This is a genomic window from Humibacter albus DSM 18994, from assembly GCF_000421825.1.
GTDB classification, from domain to species: Bacteria; Actinomycetota; Actinomycetes; order Actinomycetales; family Microbacteriaceae; genus Humibacter; species Humibacter albus.
This window is the reverse complement of record NZ_ATXT01000016.1, coordinates 243,816-258,328: the sequence shown is the minus strand read 5'-3', so window position 1 is coordinate 258,328 and position 14,513 is coordinate 243,816. Positions and strand designations below refer to the sequence as shown.

Genomic DNA, 14,513 nt, shown 5'->3' with positions numbered 1-14,513 from the left:
CATCCGAATTCTAAGGGGGCATCATGAGTTTCCTCGATGGTGATCACACCGCTGGCACTCGGGCCGTCGCTGTCGGCGACGCGGACGAGCGCGAGCTTCGTGAGGCGCTGGACGTCTATCTGAGCGTCCGGAAACGTCTGTTCCGGATCGCGTATCGGACGCTCGGAAGCGTCAGCGAAGCGCAGGATGTCACACAGGAGGCCTGGATGCGGTGGCAACGAGCCGATCGCGCAGCCGTCGTGGATCCGGCCGCGTTCCTCGCGACCACGACCTCCCGCCTCGCGCTGAACGTCGCGATGTCGGCTCGAGCGCGGCACGAGAACGTCACGGACCCCCGACTCTTCGATCCAGTCCGCTCCGCGGACGATCCCGCGAGCCGCTCGGAACGCGATCACGACGTCGAGCGCGGGATCACCATCCTGCTGCAGACGCTCACACCGCGAGAGCTCGCCGCCTACCTGCTTCGCAAACCGTTCGACTATCCCTATCAGCGCATCGCCGAGATGCTGCGAATCCGTCCCGACCACGTGAGGCAACTCGTATCCAGGGCGCAGCACGGCATCCGCACCCGCCAGCGTCGGCCGGTGCAGGCCGAGGTGATCAGGCGGCATGTGAATGCCTTTCGTCTCGCCTCGTGGTCCGGAGACTTCGAGGCGCTCGAGCAGGTGCTCTGCGTGGATGCCCGCGAACCGGTGGCCGCGTGAGCACCGCGGATCCGGCGCGCCCTGTCACAGCGGTGGTGCGCGCCCGGTCGAAGCATGCGACGGCGTGGAAGACACCCGCGCCGCGCCGAACGAAAGGTAGGGACATGTCCAGGATCGTCATCATCGGGGGCACGGGCCTCATCGGCTCGAAGGTGGTGCGGAGATTGAACGCGCACGGACACGATGCCGTCGCCGCGTCCCCGAACTCCGGTGTCAACACCCTCACAGGCGAAGGACTCGCGGAGGCGCTCAGGGGAGCATCGACGGTGCTCGACGTCTCCAATTCGCCTTCCTTCGCAGACGACGACGTGATGGCCTTCTTCACGACCGCCACGGAAAACATCGTCGTGGCAGCGAAGGATGCGGGCGTCGCGCACTACGTCGCGCTGTCCGTCGTGGGTGCACAGCGAATGACCGACAGCGGCTACATGCGCGCGAAGGTCGCGCAGGAACGGCTCATCGCCTCGAGCGGTATTCCCTATTCCATCGTGCACGCCACTCAGTTCTTCGAGTTCGTGAAGAGCATCGCGGATACGGCGACCACGGGCGATGAAGTCCGCCTCCCGCACGCGCAGATCCGCCCGATGGCTGCAGACGATGTCGCGACGGCCGTGGCGCGCTTCACCGCGCACGAGCCGACGGGCTCGGTCGTCGAGATCGCCGGTCCTGAACAGTTCGGCCTCGATGACCTGGTTCGCACGGGGCTGGAGTTCCGCGGCGATGCGCGTACCGTCGTCGCCGATGCCGATGCGACGTACTTCGGCGAGAAGTTGACCGAAGATCTGCTCCTTCCTGGGCCCGGTGCCATCATCTTCGACACCCGGTTCGGCGACTGGCTGAAGTCGAACCCTGAGCAGCGCCGGTGAGGTCGTGATGAAGATCGTCATACTCGGTGGGACCGGCCTCATCGGGGCCCGTCTCGTCGTTCTGCTGGAACGCACACGGCATCAGGTCGTCTCGGCCTCGCGGCGGACAGGCGTGAACTCCTTCACCGCCGAGGGGCTGGCATCCGCTCTCGAGGGCGCCGATGTCGTTGTCGACGTCTCGAACTCGAGCTACACGGACGAGGCCGGGGCCGCCGAGTTCTTCGAGGTGTCCACGCTCAACCTGCTGCACTACGGGGCGGCAGCGGGAGTGCGGCATCACGTTGCCTTGTCGGTGGTCGGTACTGAGCGGCTCGCTCGCAGCGAGGGTGGCTATTTCCGCGCGAAGGCTTTGCAAGAGCGACTGGTCCGCGAGTCCGGCCGGCCGTACACGATCGTGCACGCCACCCAGTTCTTTGAGTTCGTGCGTTCGATCGCCGACCGGGGCACCGCCTCGGGCGTCACGCGGGTCGCCGACGTGATGATCCGTCCCATGGCCGCCGCCGACGTCGCACATGCGGCGCTCGGCATCGCCCTGGGAAGGCCGCACGAGCGGGTCGTCGAGTTCGGCGGCCCCGAAGTCGCGTCTTTGGAGGAGTTCGTCTGGCGGGATCTGCTGCGCGACGATGACCCTCGGCAGGTCGAAGCCGACCCGCTCGCCCGGTACTTCGGCGCGGAGATCGGCGAGGACGAGCTGCTTCCCGGCGCAGACGCGACGCTCACGGCCACGCGCTTCGCCGACTGGGTTGCTCGACGACGTGCCGCGCGTTGACGAACGACGGCGCGGCGCCGGTCGCGGGGGGATGTCCGTGGCCGGCGCCGAGCGTCGCTTGCCGGATCACACGTGGATCCCGCGGCGAAGGTTCTCCGGCCGCAGGCGGATCCACACCACGGCGATGAGCTGTTTCGAGAAGTCGATGGTGATCGCCGCGACCCGCTCATCGCCGGACTCCAGGACCAGCCCCGGCTGGTCGTTGACCTGTCGCTCGCTGATCATGATTCCGGGTGCGTGCATCAAGCCGTGCAGCAGGAGCACGCTCGCATCCTCGACGCCGCGTACGACCCGCACCGTTGGGTTGAATGGACCGCCGGAGTCGACGACTACGGCCACATCCGCGGCGAGCATGCCTGCGAGCGCGGTGCGATCACCGCTCTGGCAGAAGAGCCTGAAGGCGTGCACCCGACGGCGTCCCGGTGTGGAACCGATCGATCGCCAGACCGCGGCCCAACGCGATCGGCGGCTCGCGTGGCTCTCGACGGCCTGCGATCTCGACGTGAGCGGCATGATGCACCTCTCTTCTGTATGGCCAGCGCATGGCGGATGGCCGGTCATACAGAAGAGACCGAGGGCGTCGTGCCCGCGTGACGGTCCCGGCTACTTCACCGCCCCGAGCGAGAGTCCCTGCACGAGCTTGTCCTGGGCGGCGAACCCGGCGATCAGCACGGGCAGCGAGATCACGATGGATGCCGCGCACACCTTCGACAGGAACAGTCCCTCGCTCGTGACGAAGCTCGTGAGGAACACCGGTGCCGTGTAGGAGCTGGTGCTGGTGAGCACGTTGGCGAACAGCAGTTCGTTCCAGCTGAAGATGAAACAGATCAGCGACGTCGCGACGATGCCGGGCGAGGCCAGAGGCAGGATGATCCGCCGGAACGTCAGCAGCAGGCTGGCGCCGTCGACGGAGGCCGCTTCCACGAGCTCCACCGGGATCTCCGCGAGGAACGACCGCATCATCCAGATGGCGATCGGCAGGTTCATCGCGGAGTACAGGATGATCATCAGTCCGAGCGTGTCCAGCATCCCGAGTGCCTTCGCGATCAGGTAGATGGGGAGCAGCCCGGCCACCATCGGCAGCATCTTGGTGGTCAGGAAGAAGAACATCGCGTCCGACCACTTGCGCACCGGCCTGATGCTCAGCGAGTACGCGGCGGGGATCGAGAGAACCAGCACGACCAGCGTCGCCAGCACGCTGATGATCGCCGAGTTGATCAGCGGCGGCCACGGGCTGGCGCCGCTGGCCGACCCGAAGAAGTTCGCGTACGACTGCAGCGTGAGCGGCGCGAAGAGGCTCGGTGGATTGGTGGCGGCATTCGCTTCCGAGTGCAGCGACGTGAGCACCATCCACACGATCGGAGCGACGAAGATCAGCCCGATGACCCAGGCGAGCAGCGCGAGCAGCGAGTTGCGCCGGCGCTGCTTGCGCGCCGCCTCCGAGGTGCGGCGCTTGCCGACACGCGCCCTGCGCGCGGGGGCGACTGAGGCGGTCGGGGCCGGAATGGTGGGAGCGCTCATCGCTTCTCCTCTCGCAGCAGCGACGACACGGTGCGGAGCACCAGGATCGCGATGGCCATCGACGCGATGACGACGACCACACCCTCTGCGGATGCCTGACCGTAGTCGTGCGCTTCGAAGAACGTCTGGTAGATGGTGTACGGCAGGTTCGCGGTGCCGAGCCCGCCGGAGGTGATGGTGAACACCGCGTCGAAGTTCTGCACGATGTAGATGCAGCCCAGCAGCGCGGACAGCTCGAGGTAGGGGCGCAGGTGCGGCAACGTCATGAACCGGAAGATCTGCCATGTGCTGGCGCCGTCGATCCGCGCCGCCTCGATCACGTCGAGCGGGCGGCCCTGAAGCCCGGCGAGCAGGATCAGCATCATGAACGGCGTCCACTGCCAGATCAGCGCCGCGCACACGGCCATCAGGGGCTGCGAGCTCACCCAGTCGGGCTGGGGCGCCGCCGCGGCCTGACCGAAGAGTCCCCAGATCCAGGTCAGGATGCCGTTGAGCAGCCCGTAGGACGGGTTGAAGATCGCGTGCTTCCACACCAGCGCGGCGGCGATCGGCACGATGAGGAACGGGGCGATCATGATCGTCCTCACGATCGCGCGGCCCCGGAACGAGCGGTCGAGGAGCACGGCGATGATCAGTCCGATGACGAGGCTCACCAGTACGACGATCACCGTCATGAGCACGGTGGTGAGGGCGGAACTCCAGAACTGCGCGTCGGTGAAGACCTGCGCGTAGTTGTCGAACCACGTGAACGTCACGTCGTTCGGGTACAGCGCGTTCCAGTGGATGAACGAGATCACCAGCGTCGCCACGAACGGCAACTGCGTGACGATGATCATGAAGATCAGGGCAGGGAGCAGGGGCAGCCGCTTGAGCCAAGCGGCCGCCCTGCCCGATGCCTGATGCTCCGCGGCGTTCAGGGTCGCGGTGGACATCTGTCTACTTCTGCTTCTTCTTGTACGTGTCGCCGACCTTCTGCGCCTCGGTCTGGATCGACTTCAGTGCAGCGTCGACAGTCGTCTTGCCGGCGATCGCGTCGCTGATCTGCTGCGAGGCATCCGTTCCCAGGTTCGCGAACTCCGGGATCGCGACGAACTGGATGCCCGGGGCCGGCCGTTTCTGCACGCCCGGGTTCTCCGGGTCGGCCGACTTGATCGCGTTCTCGACCTGCTTGTAGAACGCCGCAGCCGACTTCTGGTAGTCCGCGTTCTCGTAGAGCGACGTGCGGGTTCCCGGCGGGACCTGAGCCCAGCCGTAGGCCTTCGCCGCTTGCTTGGCGTAGTCGGGTCCGGACGCCCACTCGATGAACTTCTCGGCAGCGGTGGCGTTCTTGCTCGCCTTCTCGATGCCCCACGCCCAGCTGTACAGCCAGCCGGAGTTCTTCGTCTTGTCCACCGGAGCGGCCGCGTAGCCGATCTTGCCGGCGACCGGGGAGTCGGATGCCTCGAGCGAGCCGGCCGCGGCCGTCGCGTCGTACCACATGGCCGCCTTGCCCTGCGTGAGGTCGTTGAGGCACTCCGTGTAGCCGGCCTGCGCCGCACCCTTCTCGCCGTAGTTCTTCACGAGGTTGACGTAGAAGTTGGCCGCGGTCGCGAAACCGTCCTTGTCGACCTCCGCGTTCCAGTTCTTGTCGAACCAGGTGCCGCCCATCGTGTTGACCACGGTGGTCAGCGGCGCGATGTTCTGGCCCCATCCGGGCTGTCCGCGCAGGCAGATCCCCGCCATGCCGGGCTCCACGTCGTTGAGCTTCTTGGCGAGGTCGGCGACCTGCGCCCACGTCGGGTTGGCCGGCATGGTCAGGCCCTGCTTGGCGAAGACGTCCTTGCGGTAGTAGAGCATCGACGACTCGCCGTAGAACGGCTCGGCGTAGACCTTGCCGTCGGAGCCGGTGAGGGCATCCTGGATCGGCTTGAGGATGTCGCTCTGGTCGAACTTCGAGTCCTTCGCGACGTTGTCGGAGAGCGAGAGCAGCCATCCGTTGGTGGAGTAGAACGGCACCTCGTAGTTGCTGATGGTGGCGACGTCGTACTGTCCGGCCTGGGCCGAGAACTCCTGGCTGGCCTTGGCGCGAAGCGAGTCCTCGGGCAGCACCGTGTATTTGACCTTGATTCCGGTCTTCTTGGTGAAGTTGTCGTTCGTGAGCTTCTGCAGATCGACCATCTGCGGGTTGTTCACCATCAGGACCCTGATGGTCGAGCCCGAGCCGTCGGCCGAACCGCCGCTCCCGCCGCTTCCGCCGGCACCGCTGCAGCCGGCGAGGGCGACGAGCGTGGCCGTTGCCACGGCAAGGCCGGCGACGGCCCTGAGGTGCTTCCTCTTCATAGTGGGCACCGTTGTCCTCTTCTCTGAATGATTCGCAGGGGCGAATGACGTGTCCGAACCGCAGATCATCGGTCAGCAGCGTCAGTCGCGTGTGTGGGTTCGTCGTCACCATAGCCACGGAAACCCACGCAATGCAACCCTGAAATCATCAGGTTCGACCAAAACGGCTTGCGGTTCCCTGGAATCAGGCGCAATGATGGCTATAGCCGGCGGATAACACCACAAAACGGGCAGGATCGGGCATCCCATCGACCGCGTTCCTGTCACAACGGCAAGCGCCGTTCGCGGTCATGCGCCGTATCGACGACTCACTGATGACGACCCAACGAAGGAGTGCCCACCGTGCGACTCGCGAACTCCAGCCTCGCGGATCTTCCTGGCGACGTGCCAGGACCGACCTACGACCGATCTTCCGTGGTGCCCGGCATCATGCACTTCGGCGTCGGCGGCTTCCACCGGGCGCACCAGGCCATGTACGTCGACAGGTTGTTGTCGGCCGGAGGTGCCAGGGACTGGGGTATCTGCGGCGTGGGCACGCTCGAGTCCGACGAGCGCATGAACCGCGTGATGCAGGATCAGGACGGCCTCTACACGCTGGTGCTCAAGCATCCGGACGGCACTCTGGAGCCCCGAGTGATCGGGTCGATCGTCGAGTACCTGTACGCCCCGGGCGACCCTGCCGCGGTCGTGGAGCGTCTCGCGGACCCGAAGATCCGCATCGCCTCGCTCACCGTGACCGAAGGCGGTTACAACATCGACCAGATCACGGGCGAGTTCCAGTCGGATGCGCCGGCGATCCTCGCCGACCTCGAGCCCGGAGCGCTGCCGCGGACTGTCTTCGGCATGATCACGGCCGGCCTGGAACTGCGGCGCCGGCGCGGCATCGAGCCGTTCACGGTCATGTCGTGCGACAACATCCCGGGCAACGGCGATGTGGCGCGGCGCGCCTTCTCGACGTTCGCTCGGCTGCGGGACCCCGAGCTCGCGGACTGGATCGTCGAATCCGTCCACTTCCCGAACTCGATGGTGGACCGCATCACTCCGGTCACCACCGACGAGGACCGCGCCCTGGTGCGCGAGCGGTGGGGCATCGACGACGAATGGCCAGTCGTGGCGGAGCCCTTCGCACAGTGGGTGCTGGAGGACTCGTTCGGACTCGGTCGTCCGGCATACGACGAGGCGGGCGTGCAGGTCGTGGACGACGTGATGCCGTACGAGCTGATGAAGCTGCGGCTGCTGAACGTCGGGCATCAGGGCATCGCCTACTTCGGTGTGCTCGCCGGCTACACGTATGCGCACGACGCGGCGCGGGATCCGCGGCTGATCGCGCTGCTCGAGCACTACTGGGCCGATGAGGCCCGACCCACCCTCGGACCGGTGCCGGGCGTGGACCTCGACGCGTACACGGCCGAGCTGCTGGAACGCTTCGGCAACGAGCACATCCGTGACACGCTCGCGCGGCTCGCGGCGGAGAGCTCCGATCGCATCCCGAACTGGCTCGTGCCGGTGATCGTGCAGCACACCGATGACGGCGGCGCGGTGCCCGCCTCCGCCGCCATCGTGGCCAGCTGGGCCCGCTACGACGAGGGTGTGCTCGACGACGGGCGGTCGATCGAGATCGTCGACAGGCTCGCAACGTCGCGGCACGCCGCCGCTCTCGCACAGCGCGAAGACCCGTTGGCGTTCGTGCGCGACGCGAGCCTCTTCGGCGACCTCGCCGAGCGGCCGCAGTTCGTCGCCCCGTACAGGGAGGCGCTCGATGCCCTGCACAACGGCGGCGTCGACGCGGCGCTGCGACGCTTCGTGTCGCCGGAGTAGCCCTGGCGGAAGCGGCCCCGTGCTCGGCCCTGGGCGGCGGCGGGACCCGGGCGTGGACGGTGCAGCGGGCTTGCCGGCGGGCTGGCCCCGGACGGTGCAGCGGAGTTGCCGGCGGGGCGCCGTGGAGTTGCGTGTTCAGTGGGACGGTGCGGCGGAGCCGCCGGCGGGCGTGCGACCCGTACCCCCTGAGCGAGCGCAGCGAGTCGAAGGGGTGACCGAGTCCCCCTTTTCTGCACCTAACTCAGGCCATATCGGGTCAGGCCGCGCATATATGGATGTCATGTCTCAGGACATCGGTGACGGTTCTGTATCAGGACATCGGTGACGCTTTCGGGGTGTTTGGTGGTGACACTTCGGGGTTCTATCTGTGAGGGATGAGTCGTGTTGATCCGGTTGATCCTCGTGTCCGTCTCGCGATCGTGCAGTGGCCGCCGGATGCGCCGCGCGGGTCGGTGACGACGTTCTGCCTCGAGCACGAGATCTCGCGGAAGACGTTTTACGCGATCCGTCGGCGTGCTCTTCAGGAGGGTCAGGCTGCGGCGTTAGAGCCGCGGTCGCGGCGTCCGAAGTTGAGTCCGTCGACGCTCACCGCCGAGACTAAGCAGCAAGCGATCGCGGTGCGGGCCGTGTTGGAGTCCTCGGGTCTGGATCACGGGCCGATCAGCGTGCACGACAAGATGACAGCTCTGGGAATGGTCCCGGTGCCGTCGATCGCCTCGTTGGCGCGGATCTTCCGCCAGGCTGGTGTGGCGCGAGCGGAGCCGCGGAAGAAACCGCGGGCAGCGTATCGACGATTCGTGTATCCCGCTCCGAACGCGTGCTGGCAGCTGGATGCCACCGAATACGTGCTCACCCAGGGACGCAAGTGTGTGATCTTCCAGCTCGTGGACGACCATTCCCGGCTCGCGATCGCCTCGCACGTGGCCTCCACCGAGACGGCTCGAGCCGCGCTGACCGTGGTGCGCAAAGGCATCAGCGCGCACGGGGTGCCGCAACGGTTGCTCTCCGACAACGGGTTGGCGTTGAACCCGTCCCGCCGAGGCATCACCGGACAACTCGTCGCTTACCTCACCTCGCTGGGTGTGAAACCGATCACCGGGAAACCGCATCATCCCACCACGCAGGGCAAGAACGAACGATTCCATCGCACCCTGTTCCGCTGGCTGGACAAACAACCCCTCGCCGCCACGATCCGGCAACTACAGGAACAGGTCGACGAGTTCGACGTGATCTATAACACCGAACGGCCCCACCAGGGCCTGCCTGGCCGGATCACCCCACAGCAGGCATGGGACGCGACTCCCGCCGCTGATCCACCCCGGCCGCTACCGGCCCCCACCGCCCCGGTCCTCCCCGGACAGGACAGCCCGACCCGACGCAATACCGCCGACGCCGGCGGCGACCTGCTCACCGTCGGACGCGACGGCGCAGTCGGCGTCCGCGGCATCCGATTCCAGATCAGCCACGCCCGCCTCGGACAGCAGATCCACGCCGTCTGGGACGCCGAAACAATCAGCTTCTACGACACCGACGGAACCCAAATCCTCCAGCACCCCTGGCCGCCTAAAAGCACACGCTACGTCAGCAACAGCATCCGCAAAGGACGCCCCACCACCAACCAACCGTCACCGATGTCCTGACACACGAACTGTCACCGATGTCCTGATACAGAACTGTCACCGATGTCCTGAGACATCACACCGCGCATATATGGATGTGACCCGATATAGCCTGAATTAGTGGCGAATTCTCGTCGTCGTCGTCGACGACGTCGACGACGACGCCGCCGTCGTGGCGCATTGCGCCGCCGTCGTGTCGCCGCGGTCGTATCGCTTGGTGGTCGTGTCGCCGTTGTCGTGTCGTGTCGCCTCGCCGCGAGGAGCCTCGTCAGGCGAGCATGAACTCCACGCCGCCCGCCGTCAGGTCGGCCGCGTGTTCCGCCGACAGCCCGTCGTCGGTAATGAACATCTCGAACTCCGACAAGCCGGCGAACCGGATGAACGAGTTCGCTCCCACCTTCGAATGGTCGGCGATCAGGATGCTCCGGCGCGCGTGATGCAGAGCCGCCGACTTGATCTCGGCGATCGACGCGTCGGGCACAGTGGCACCCGAGGCGACGGAGATGCCGTTCGCTCCGATGATCGCCAGGTCGAGCACCATGGTCTCGAGCATCTGCACCGCCCAGAAGTCGGCCGTCCCCAGGGTCTTGGCCCGCACGCGGCCACCGAGGACGATCACCTCGATGTTCGGCCTGCCTGCCAGCGAGGTGGCGACGTCGAGCGAGTTGGTCACCACGGTGAGCGGCCGCATCGGCTCGAGCCGGTCGGCCACCATGCGGAAGATCGTGCCCTCATCGAGATAGATGGCCTCGGCGTCGGCCAGGTACTCCACCGCCTTCTGTGCGACGCGACCCTTTTCCTCTGTCATGCGTGAGCTGCGCATCGCGAGGTCGGACTCGAAGCCCAGCCGCTCGACGGGAACGGCTCCGCCGTGAACGCGGCGGATCAGCCCCTCCTTCTCGAGTACGTTCAAGTCGCGACGCACGGTCTCCGTCGACACCTCGAGAAGCTTGGCGAGTTCGGTCACGTCGGCGCGCCCGCTGGTCCGTGCGTGGTCGATGATGACCTTGCGCCGTTCGATGGAGAACAGGGACATGGGACACAGCGTACTCGTCGTTCGGGCGATAACGGTCGCAAACGATCGCATCCGGGCACAACGTTGACGTTGATCGAAGCCGATTCCGCCGATCGTGGAATACCCCTCGCGTTTCCGAAGTTGAGCCTAGTAGACTCAAGTTTGTAGGGGCATCCTCTCGCGGCTCGCAGAGCACGAACGCGTTCGGCGACCGACGTACGGAGATGCCGCGCCACCGTGGGGAAGGACAAAGCACAGATGGCGAATATGCAGGGCGCACCATCCAGCCAGGAGGAGCAGAAGAGCGCGCTCGAACAGTACGGAATCGACCTCACCGCGCTGGCCAAGGCGGGCAAGCTCGACCCGGTGATCGGTCGCGACTCCGAGATCCGTCGTGTCAGCCAGGTGCTGACGCGGCGCACCAAGAACAACCCGGTGCTCATCGGCGAGCCCGGCGTCGGCAAGACGGCCGTGGTCGAGGGACTCGCGCAGCGCATCGTTGCAGGCGACGTCGCCGAGTCGCTGAAGAACAAGAGGCTCGTGTCGCTCGACATCTCCGCGCTCGTGGCCGGCGCGATGTATCGCGGCCAGTTCGAGGAGCGCCTGAAGAGCGTGCTCAAAGAGATCGACGAGTCGAACGGCGAGGTCATCACGTTCGTCGACGAGCTGCACCTCCTCATGGGTGCAGGGGGCGGCGAGGGGTCGGTGGCGGCATCCAACATGCTCAAGCCGATGCTGGCCAGGGGCGAACTGCGTCTGATCGGGGCGACCACACTCGATGAGTATCGCGAGTACATCGAGAAGGATGCCGCGCTCGAGCGCCGCTTCCAGCAGGTCTACGTGGGCGAGCCGAGCGTCGAAGACACGGTGGCCATTCTGCGCGGGCTCAAGGGGCGGTACGAGGCGCACCACGGAGTGACCATCTCGGATGCCGCGCTCGTCGCCGCCGCGGCACTTTCGAACCGGTACATCACGGCTCGCCAATTGCCCGACAAGGCGATCGACCTGATCGATGAGGCGATGAGCCGTCTCAAGATGGAGATCGATTCGTCGCCGGTGGAGATCGACCAGCTCAAGCGGCAGGTCGACCGCATGAAGCTCGAGGAGCTGGCACTCAAGAAGGAGAAGGACGAGGCATCCAAGGAGCGTCTCGGCAAGCTCCGGGACGAACTGGTGGAGCGCGAGCGCGAGCTCGCCGACCTCGAAGCGCGCTGGGACCGCGAGCGCATGGGGCTGAACCGCGTCGGCGAGCTGAAGAAGAAGCTCGACGAGGCGGTGACCGAGCGCGATCGTGCGTTGCGCGAGGCGGACTATGCGAAGGCATCCAAGCTGGAGTACGAGACGATCAAGCAGCTGCAGCGCGACCTCGACGAGGCCGAGCGCGCCGAAGACGCCCCGGATGAGCCGCGCATGGTGAACGAGCAGGTCACCGAGGAAGACATCGCGGCCGTGATCGCCGCATGGACCGGCATCCCCGTCGGTCGTCTCATGCAGGGCGAGACCGAGAAGCTGCTGGGCCTCGAGGCGGAGCTCGGCAAGCGGCTCATCGGGCAGAAGCGCGCCGTGCACGCGGTGGCGGACGCCGTTCGCCGGTCCCGCGCGGGCATCAGCGACCCGAACAGGCCGACCGGATCGTTCCTGTTCCTCGGCCCGACCGGCGTGGGCAAGACCGAGCTGGCGAAGGCGCTCGCCGAATTCCTCTTCGACGACGAGCACGCCATGGTGCGCATCGACATGAGCGAGTACGGCGAGAAGCACACCGTCTCGCGGCTGGTCGGCGCCCCTCCCGGCTACATCGGCTACGAGCAGGGCGGCCAGCTGACCGAGGCGGTGCGGCGCCGTCCGTACAGCGTGATCCTGCTTGACGAGGTGGAGAAGGCGCATCCGGAGGTTTTCGACATCCTGTTGCAGGTGCTCGACGACGGGCGTCTCACCGACGGGCAGGGTCGCACCGTCGACTTCCGCAACACGATCCTGATTCTCACCTCGAACCTGGGCTCGACGATCCTGATCGACCCGACGCTGTCGTGGAACGAGAAGGAGGAGCAGGTGCAGGCGCTGGTGCGTCAGGCGTTCAAGCCCGAGTTCGTGAACCGGCTCGATGACATCGTCGTGTTCTCTGCGCTCAGCGAGGAGGAGCTCGGGGAGATCGTCTCGCTCTACATCGATCGGCTGCAGTCGCGGCTGCACGAGCGTCGACTCGAGCTCGGTGTGACTCCGGATGCCCGTGCCTGGCTCGCCGAACGCGGCTACGATCCGATCTACGGTGCGCGGCCGCTGAGGCGACTGATGCAGCACGAGATCGACGACCGGCTCGCGACAGCGCTGCTGGATGGCAGCATCCGCGACGGAAACATCGTGCGCGTCGACCTCGACACCGACGGCGACCGCCTCGCGGTCAGCGCCGTGGAGTAGACCCCGCCGGCGTCGAGCCCTTCGCAGCTGCCTCGGCATGGATGACCACGCAGCAGCGCCCATCGCAGGGGGACAGTTCCGCGCGGTCGGGATCGTTGCCCGTGCCCTCGAGCGTTCCGCGCACGAACGCCGTGTTCAGCGTGCAGACCAGGGCCGCGTGCTGCCGCACGACGCTGTGGAACGGGCAGTTCTGCAGCACGATGTCGCCCTCGTCGGTCGTCGTCGGCTCATAGCCGGCGGTCGCGAGCGCGGCGGGCATGTCGTCGGCCCGCTCGCCGAGCGATCGGCCCTCCTGCTCGGCGGCGGAGGCGAGCGCCGACTGGAACGCGCCGGACGGCGTCTCCTCGGCAGCGGCCGTGAGGATCTGCGCCAGCAGGCTGTAGTTGCGCGGCGGAACGCTGACCGAGAGCTCACGCTGCGTGCGCGTGTAGACCTTGGCCGGGCGACCAGAGCCGGGGCCGGTGCGACCGTTGGTGCGGGCATACCCCACATCCAGCAGCCCGGCCTCGGCGAGCTTGTCGAGATGGTAGGCGGCGAGCGTGCGACCGATGCCGGTCGCGGTCGCCGCCTCTTCGCGGCTGACCGCATCGCGCTGTCCGGTGACGAAGTCGTAGAGCCGTCGGCGAGCGTCGTCGGCCAGGAGTCCGAGGTCGGCGAGGTCGTCCTGCGGCGTCTGCGACGGGATGTCTGCACCCATTCCGCACTCCCCTCTGCTCGCGGCGTCTCTTCTAATGACAATCTATCTTGACGAGAACGGAAAAGGGTGGGATTCTAAAAAAACAGCGATTGTTTATAGAAAGACCGCTGCGGGAGACGTCGTGCAGAGAACGAGGTGCGGGCATGTCAGAGGTGGTGGCGCCGGTGCAGTCCATCCGGTCGGCGAAGCGCGTGCGGGGCGGCGTGGGCGAGCCCGATCTGGCGCGCGCAGAACTGGCGGCCGAGGACTTTCTCGAGGCGCTCGGCATGTCGCTCGAGTCGGAGCACCTTCGCGCCACGCCGGGTCGGATGGCACGGGCGTGGGCCGAGATGCTCACGCCGCGGCCGTTCGACCTCACCACCTTTCCCAACGATGAGGGATACGACGAGATGGTGGTGGTGCGCGACGTGCCCGTCCGGTCGATCTGCGAGCACCACCTGCTGCCGTTCACCGGGCGCGCCTGCGTCGGCTACCTGCCGGGCGACCGGATCGTCGGGCTCTCGAAGCTCGCGCGCATCGTGGAGCACTTCGCCTGCCGGCCGCAGACCCAGGAGCGTCTGACCAAGCAGGTCGCCGACTGGCTGCAAGACAATCTGGCGCCACGAGCGGTCGGAGTCGTGATCTCCGCCGAGCACTCGTGCATGACCCTGCGCGGCGCGCACGCGACCGGCTCGAGCACCGTGACGTCGACGCTGCTCGGTTCGTTGCGCGAGGATCCGCGGTCTCGCCAGGAGTTCCTCTCGCTGGCCGGCGTCGGCGCGTAGGCCGCG

Annotated in this window: 13 protein-coding genes; 7 read left to right on the top strand and 6 right to left on the bottom strand. The window is 66.7% G+C overall.

Features of this window, described 5'->3' with window-relative positions; all coding sequences use genetic code 11:
* Positions 1-23: 23 nt before the first annotated feature.
* The 3 genes from H623_RS19800 to H623_RS0112675 all read left to right on the top strand — a co-directional run bounded on the left by H623_RS19800 (position 24) and on the right by H623_RS0112675 (position 2,339).
* Positions 24-704: a sigma factor gene (locus H623_RS19800; RefSeq protein ID WP_022901309.1), complete on the top strand. Its 681-nt coding sequence runs from the start codon at positions 24-26 to the stop codon at positions 702-704.
* 104 nt (positions 705-808) lie between these two features.
* A complete protein-coding gene (locus tag H623_RS0112680) occupies positions 809-1,570 on the top strand; it encodes an SDR family oxidoreductase (RefSeq protein WP_022901308.1) in 762 nt (253 codons plus the stop codon).
* A gap of 7 nt (positions 1,571-1,577) precedes the next feature.
* Positions 1,578-2,339 (top strand): SDR family oxidoreductase, encoded by a 762-nt coding sequence (locus tag H623_RS0112675; protein ID WP_022901307.1) that lies wholly within the window; start codon positions 1,578-1,580, stop codon positions 2,337-2,339.
* 66 nt (positions 2,340-2,405) lie between these two features.
* Here H623_RS0112675 and H623_RS21195 read toward each other — a convergent pair whose 3' ends face one another.
* The 4 genes from H623_RS21195 to H623_RS0112655 form a co-directional block, all read right to left on the bottom strand.
* Positions 2,406-2,852 (bottom strand): sigma-70 family RNA polymerase sigma factor family protein, encoded by a 447-nt coding sequence (locus H623_RS21195; protein ID WP_022901306.1) that lies wholly within the window; start codon positions 2,850-2,852, stop codon positions 2,406-2,408.
* Positions 2,853-2,942: 90 nt separating this feature from the next.
* On the bottom strand, positions 2,943-3,860 hold the full coding sequence (locus tag H623_RS0112665) for a carbohydrate ABC transporter permease (protein ID WP_022901305.1): 918 nt from the start codon (positions 3,858-3,860) through the stop codon (positions 2,943-2,945).
* Positions 3,857-4,792: a carbohydrate ABC transporter permease gene (locus H623_RS0112660; RefSeq protein WP_022901304.1), complete on the bottom strand. Its 936-nt coding sequence runs from the start codon at positions 4,790-4,792 to the stop codon at positions 3,857-3,859. Before H623_RS0112660 ends, H623_RS0112665 begins: the two co-directional genes overlap by 4 nt.
* Positions 4,793-4,796: 4 nt before the next feature.
* Entirely contained in the window at positions 4,797-6,179 is a 1,383-nt protein-coding gene (locus H623_RS0112655; RefSeq protein WP_022901303.1) for an ABC transporter substrate-binding protein, read from the bottom strand.
* Between the two features lie 342 nt (positions 6,180-6,521).
* Here H623_RS0112655 and H623_RS0112650 point away from each other — a divergent pair, with 342 nt between their 5' ends.
* Together H623_RS0112650 and H623_RS0112645 are read left to right on the top strand one after the other, a co-directional pair.
* The gene (locus H623_RS0112650; protein ID WP_033371984.1) at positions 6,522-7,997 is read left to right on the top strand and encodes a mannitol dehydrogenase family protein; all 1,476 of its coding nucleotides are present in this window, start codon (positions 6,522-6,524) and stop codon (positions 7,995-7,997) included.
* A gap of 374 nt (positions 7,998-8,371) precedes the next feature.
* Positions 8,372-9,637 carry an IS481 family transposase gene (locus H623_RS0112645; RefSeq protein ID WP_022901301.1) on the top strand — a complete coding sequence of 422 codons (1,266 nt, stop codon included), beginning with the start codon at positions 8,372-8,374 and terminating at the stop codon, positions 9,635-9,637.
* A 247-nt stretch (positions 9,638-9,884) separates the two neighbouring features.
* On the opposite strand, the gene H623_RS19790 is transcribed toward H623_RS0112645, so the two are convergent.
* Positions 9,885-10,652 (bottom strand): DeoR/GlpR family DNA-binding transcription regulator, encoded by a 768-nt coding sequence (locus H623_RS19790; protein WP_022901299.1) that lies wholly within the window; start codon positions 10,650-10,652, stop codon positions 9,885-9,887.
* Positions 10,653-10,889: 237 nt separating this feature from the next.
* On the opposite strand from H623_RS19790, the gene H623_RS19785 reads away from it, so the two are divergent.
* Complete coding sequence (locus H623_RS19785; RefSeq protein WP_084485976.1) at positions 10,890-13,046, top strand: ATP-dependent Clp protease ATP-binding subunit; 2,157 nt, start codon at positions 10,890-10,892, stop codon at positions 13,044-13,046.
* Here the strand turns inward: H623_RS19785 and H623_RS0112625 are convergent.
* Complete coding sequence (locus H623_RS0112625; RefSeq protein WP_022901297.1) at positions 13,030-13,743, bottom strand: helix-turn-helix transcriptional regulator; 714 nt, start codon at positions 13,741-13,743, stop codon at positions 13,030-13,032. The two genes, H623_RS19785 and H623_RS0112625, sit on opposite strands and share 17 nt — an antisense overlap.
* Before the next feature lie 143 nt (positions 13,744-13,886).
* Between H623_RS0112625 and folE the strand changes: the two genes are divergently transcribed.
* Positions 13,887-14,507 carry a GTP cyclohydrolase I FolE gene (folE, locus tag H623_RS0112620; RefSeq protein ID WP_022901296.1) on the top strand — a complete coding sequence of 207 codons (621 nt, stop codon included), beginning with the start codon at positions 13,887-13,889 and terminating at the stop codon, positions 14,505-14,507.
* The last annotated feature ends 6 nt before the right edge of the window (positions 14,508-14,513 follow it).

What these genes read in the sequence shown, in the direction of transcription:
- H623_RS19800 (WP_022901309.1), top strand. Translation starts at nt 24, where the DNA reads ATGAGTTTCCTCGATGGTGATCACACCGCTGGCACTCGGGCCGTCGCT.
- H623_RS0112680 (WP_022901308.1), top strand. Translation starts at nt 809, where the DNA reads ATGTCCAGGATCGTCATCATCGGGGGCACGGGCCTCATCGGCTCGAAG.
- H623_RS0112675 (WP_022901307.1), top strand. Translation starts at nt 1,578, where the DNA reads ATGAAGATCGTCATACTCGGTGGGACCGGCCTCATCGGGGCCCGTCTC.
- H623_RS21195 (WP_022901306.1), bottom strand. Translation starts at nt 2,852, where the DNA reads ATGCCGCTCACGTCGAGATCGCAGGCCGTCGAGAGCCACGCGAGCCGC.
- H623_RS0112665 (WP_022901305.1), bottom strand. Translation starts at nt 3,860, where the DNA reads ATGAGCGCTCCCACCATTCCGGCCCCGACCGCCTCAGTCGCCCCCGCG.
- H623_RS0112660 (WP_022901304.1), bottom strand. Translation starts at nt 4,792, where the DNA reads ATGTCCACCGCGACCCTGAACGCCGCGGAGCATCAGGCATCGGGCAGG.
- H623_RS0112655 (WP_022901303.1), bottom strand. Translation starts at nt 6,179, where the DNA reads ATGAAGAGGAAGCACCTCAGGGCCGTCGCCGGCCTTGCCGTGGCAACG.
- H623_RS0112645 (WP_022901301.1), top strand. Translation starts at nt 8,372, where the DNA reads ATGAGTCGTGTTGATCCGGTTGATCCTCGTGTCCGTCTCGCGATCGTG.
- H623_RS19790 (WP_022901299.1), bottom strand. Translation starts at nt 10,652, where the DNA reads ATGTCCCTGTTCTCCATCGAACGGCGCAAGGTCATCATCGACCACGCA.
- H623_RS19785 (WP_084485976.1), top strand. Translation starts at nt 10,890, where the DNA reads ATGGCGAATATGCAGGGCGCACCATCCAGCCAGGAGGAGCAGAAGAGC.
- H623_RS0112625 (WP_022901297.1), bottom strand. Translation starts at nt 13,743, where the DNA reads ATGGGTGCAGACATCCCGTCGCAGACGCCGCAGGACGACCTCGCCGAC.
- folE (WP_022901296.1), top strand. Translation starts at nt 13,887, where the DNA reads ATGTCAGAGGTGGTGGCGCCGGTGCAGTCCATCCGGTCGGCGAAGCGC.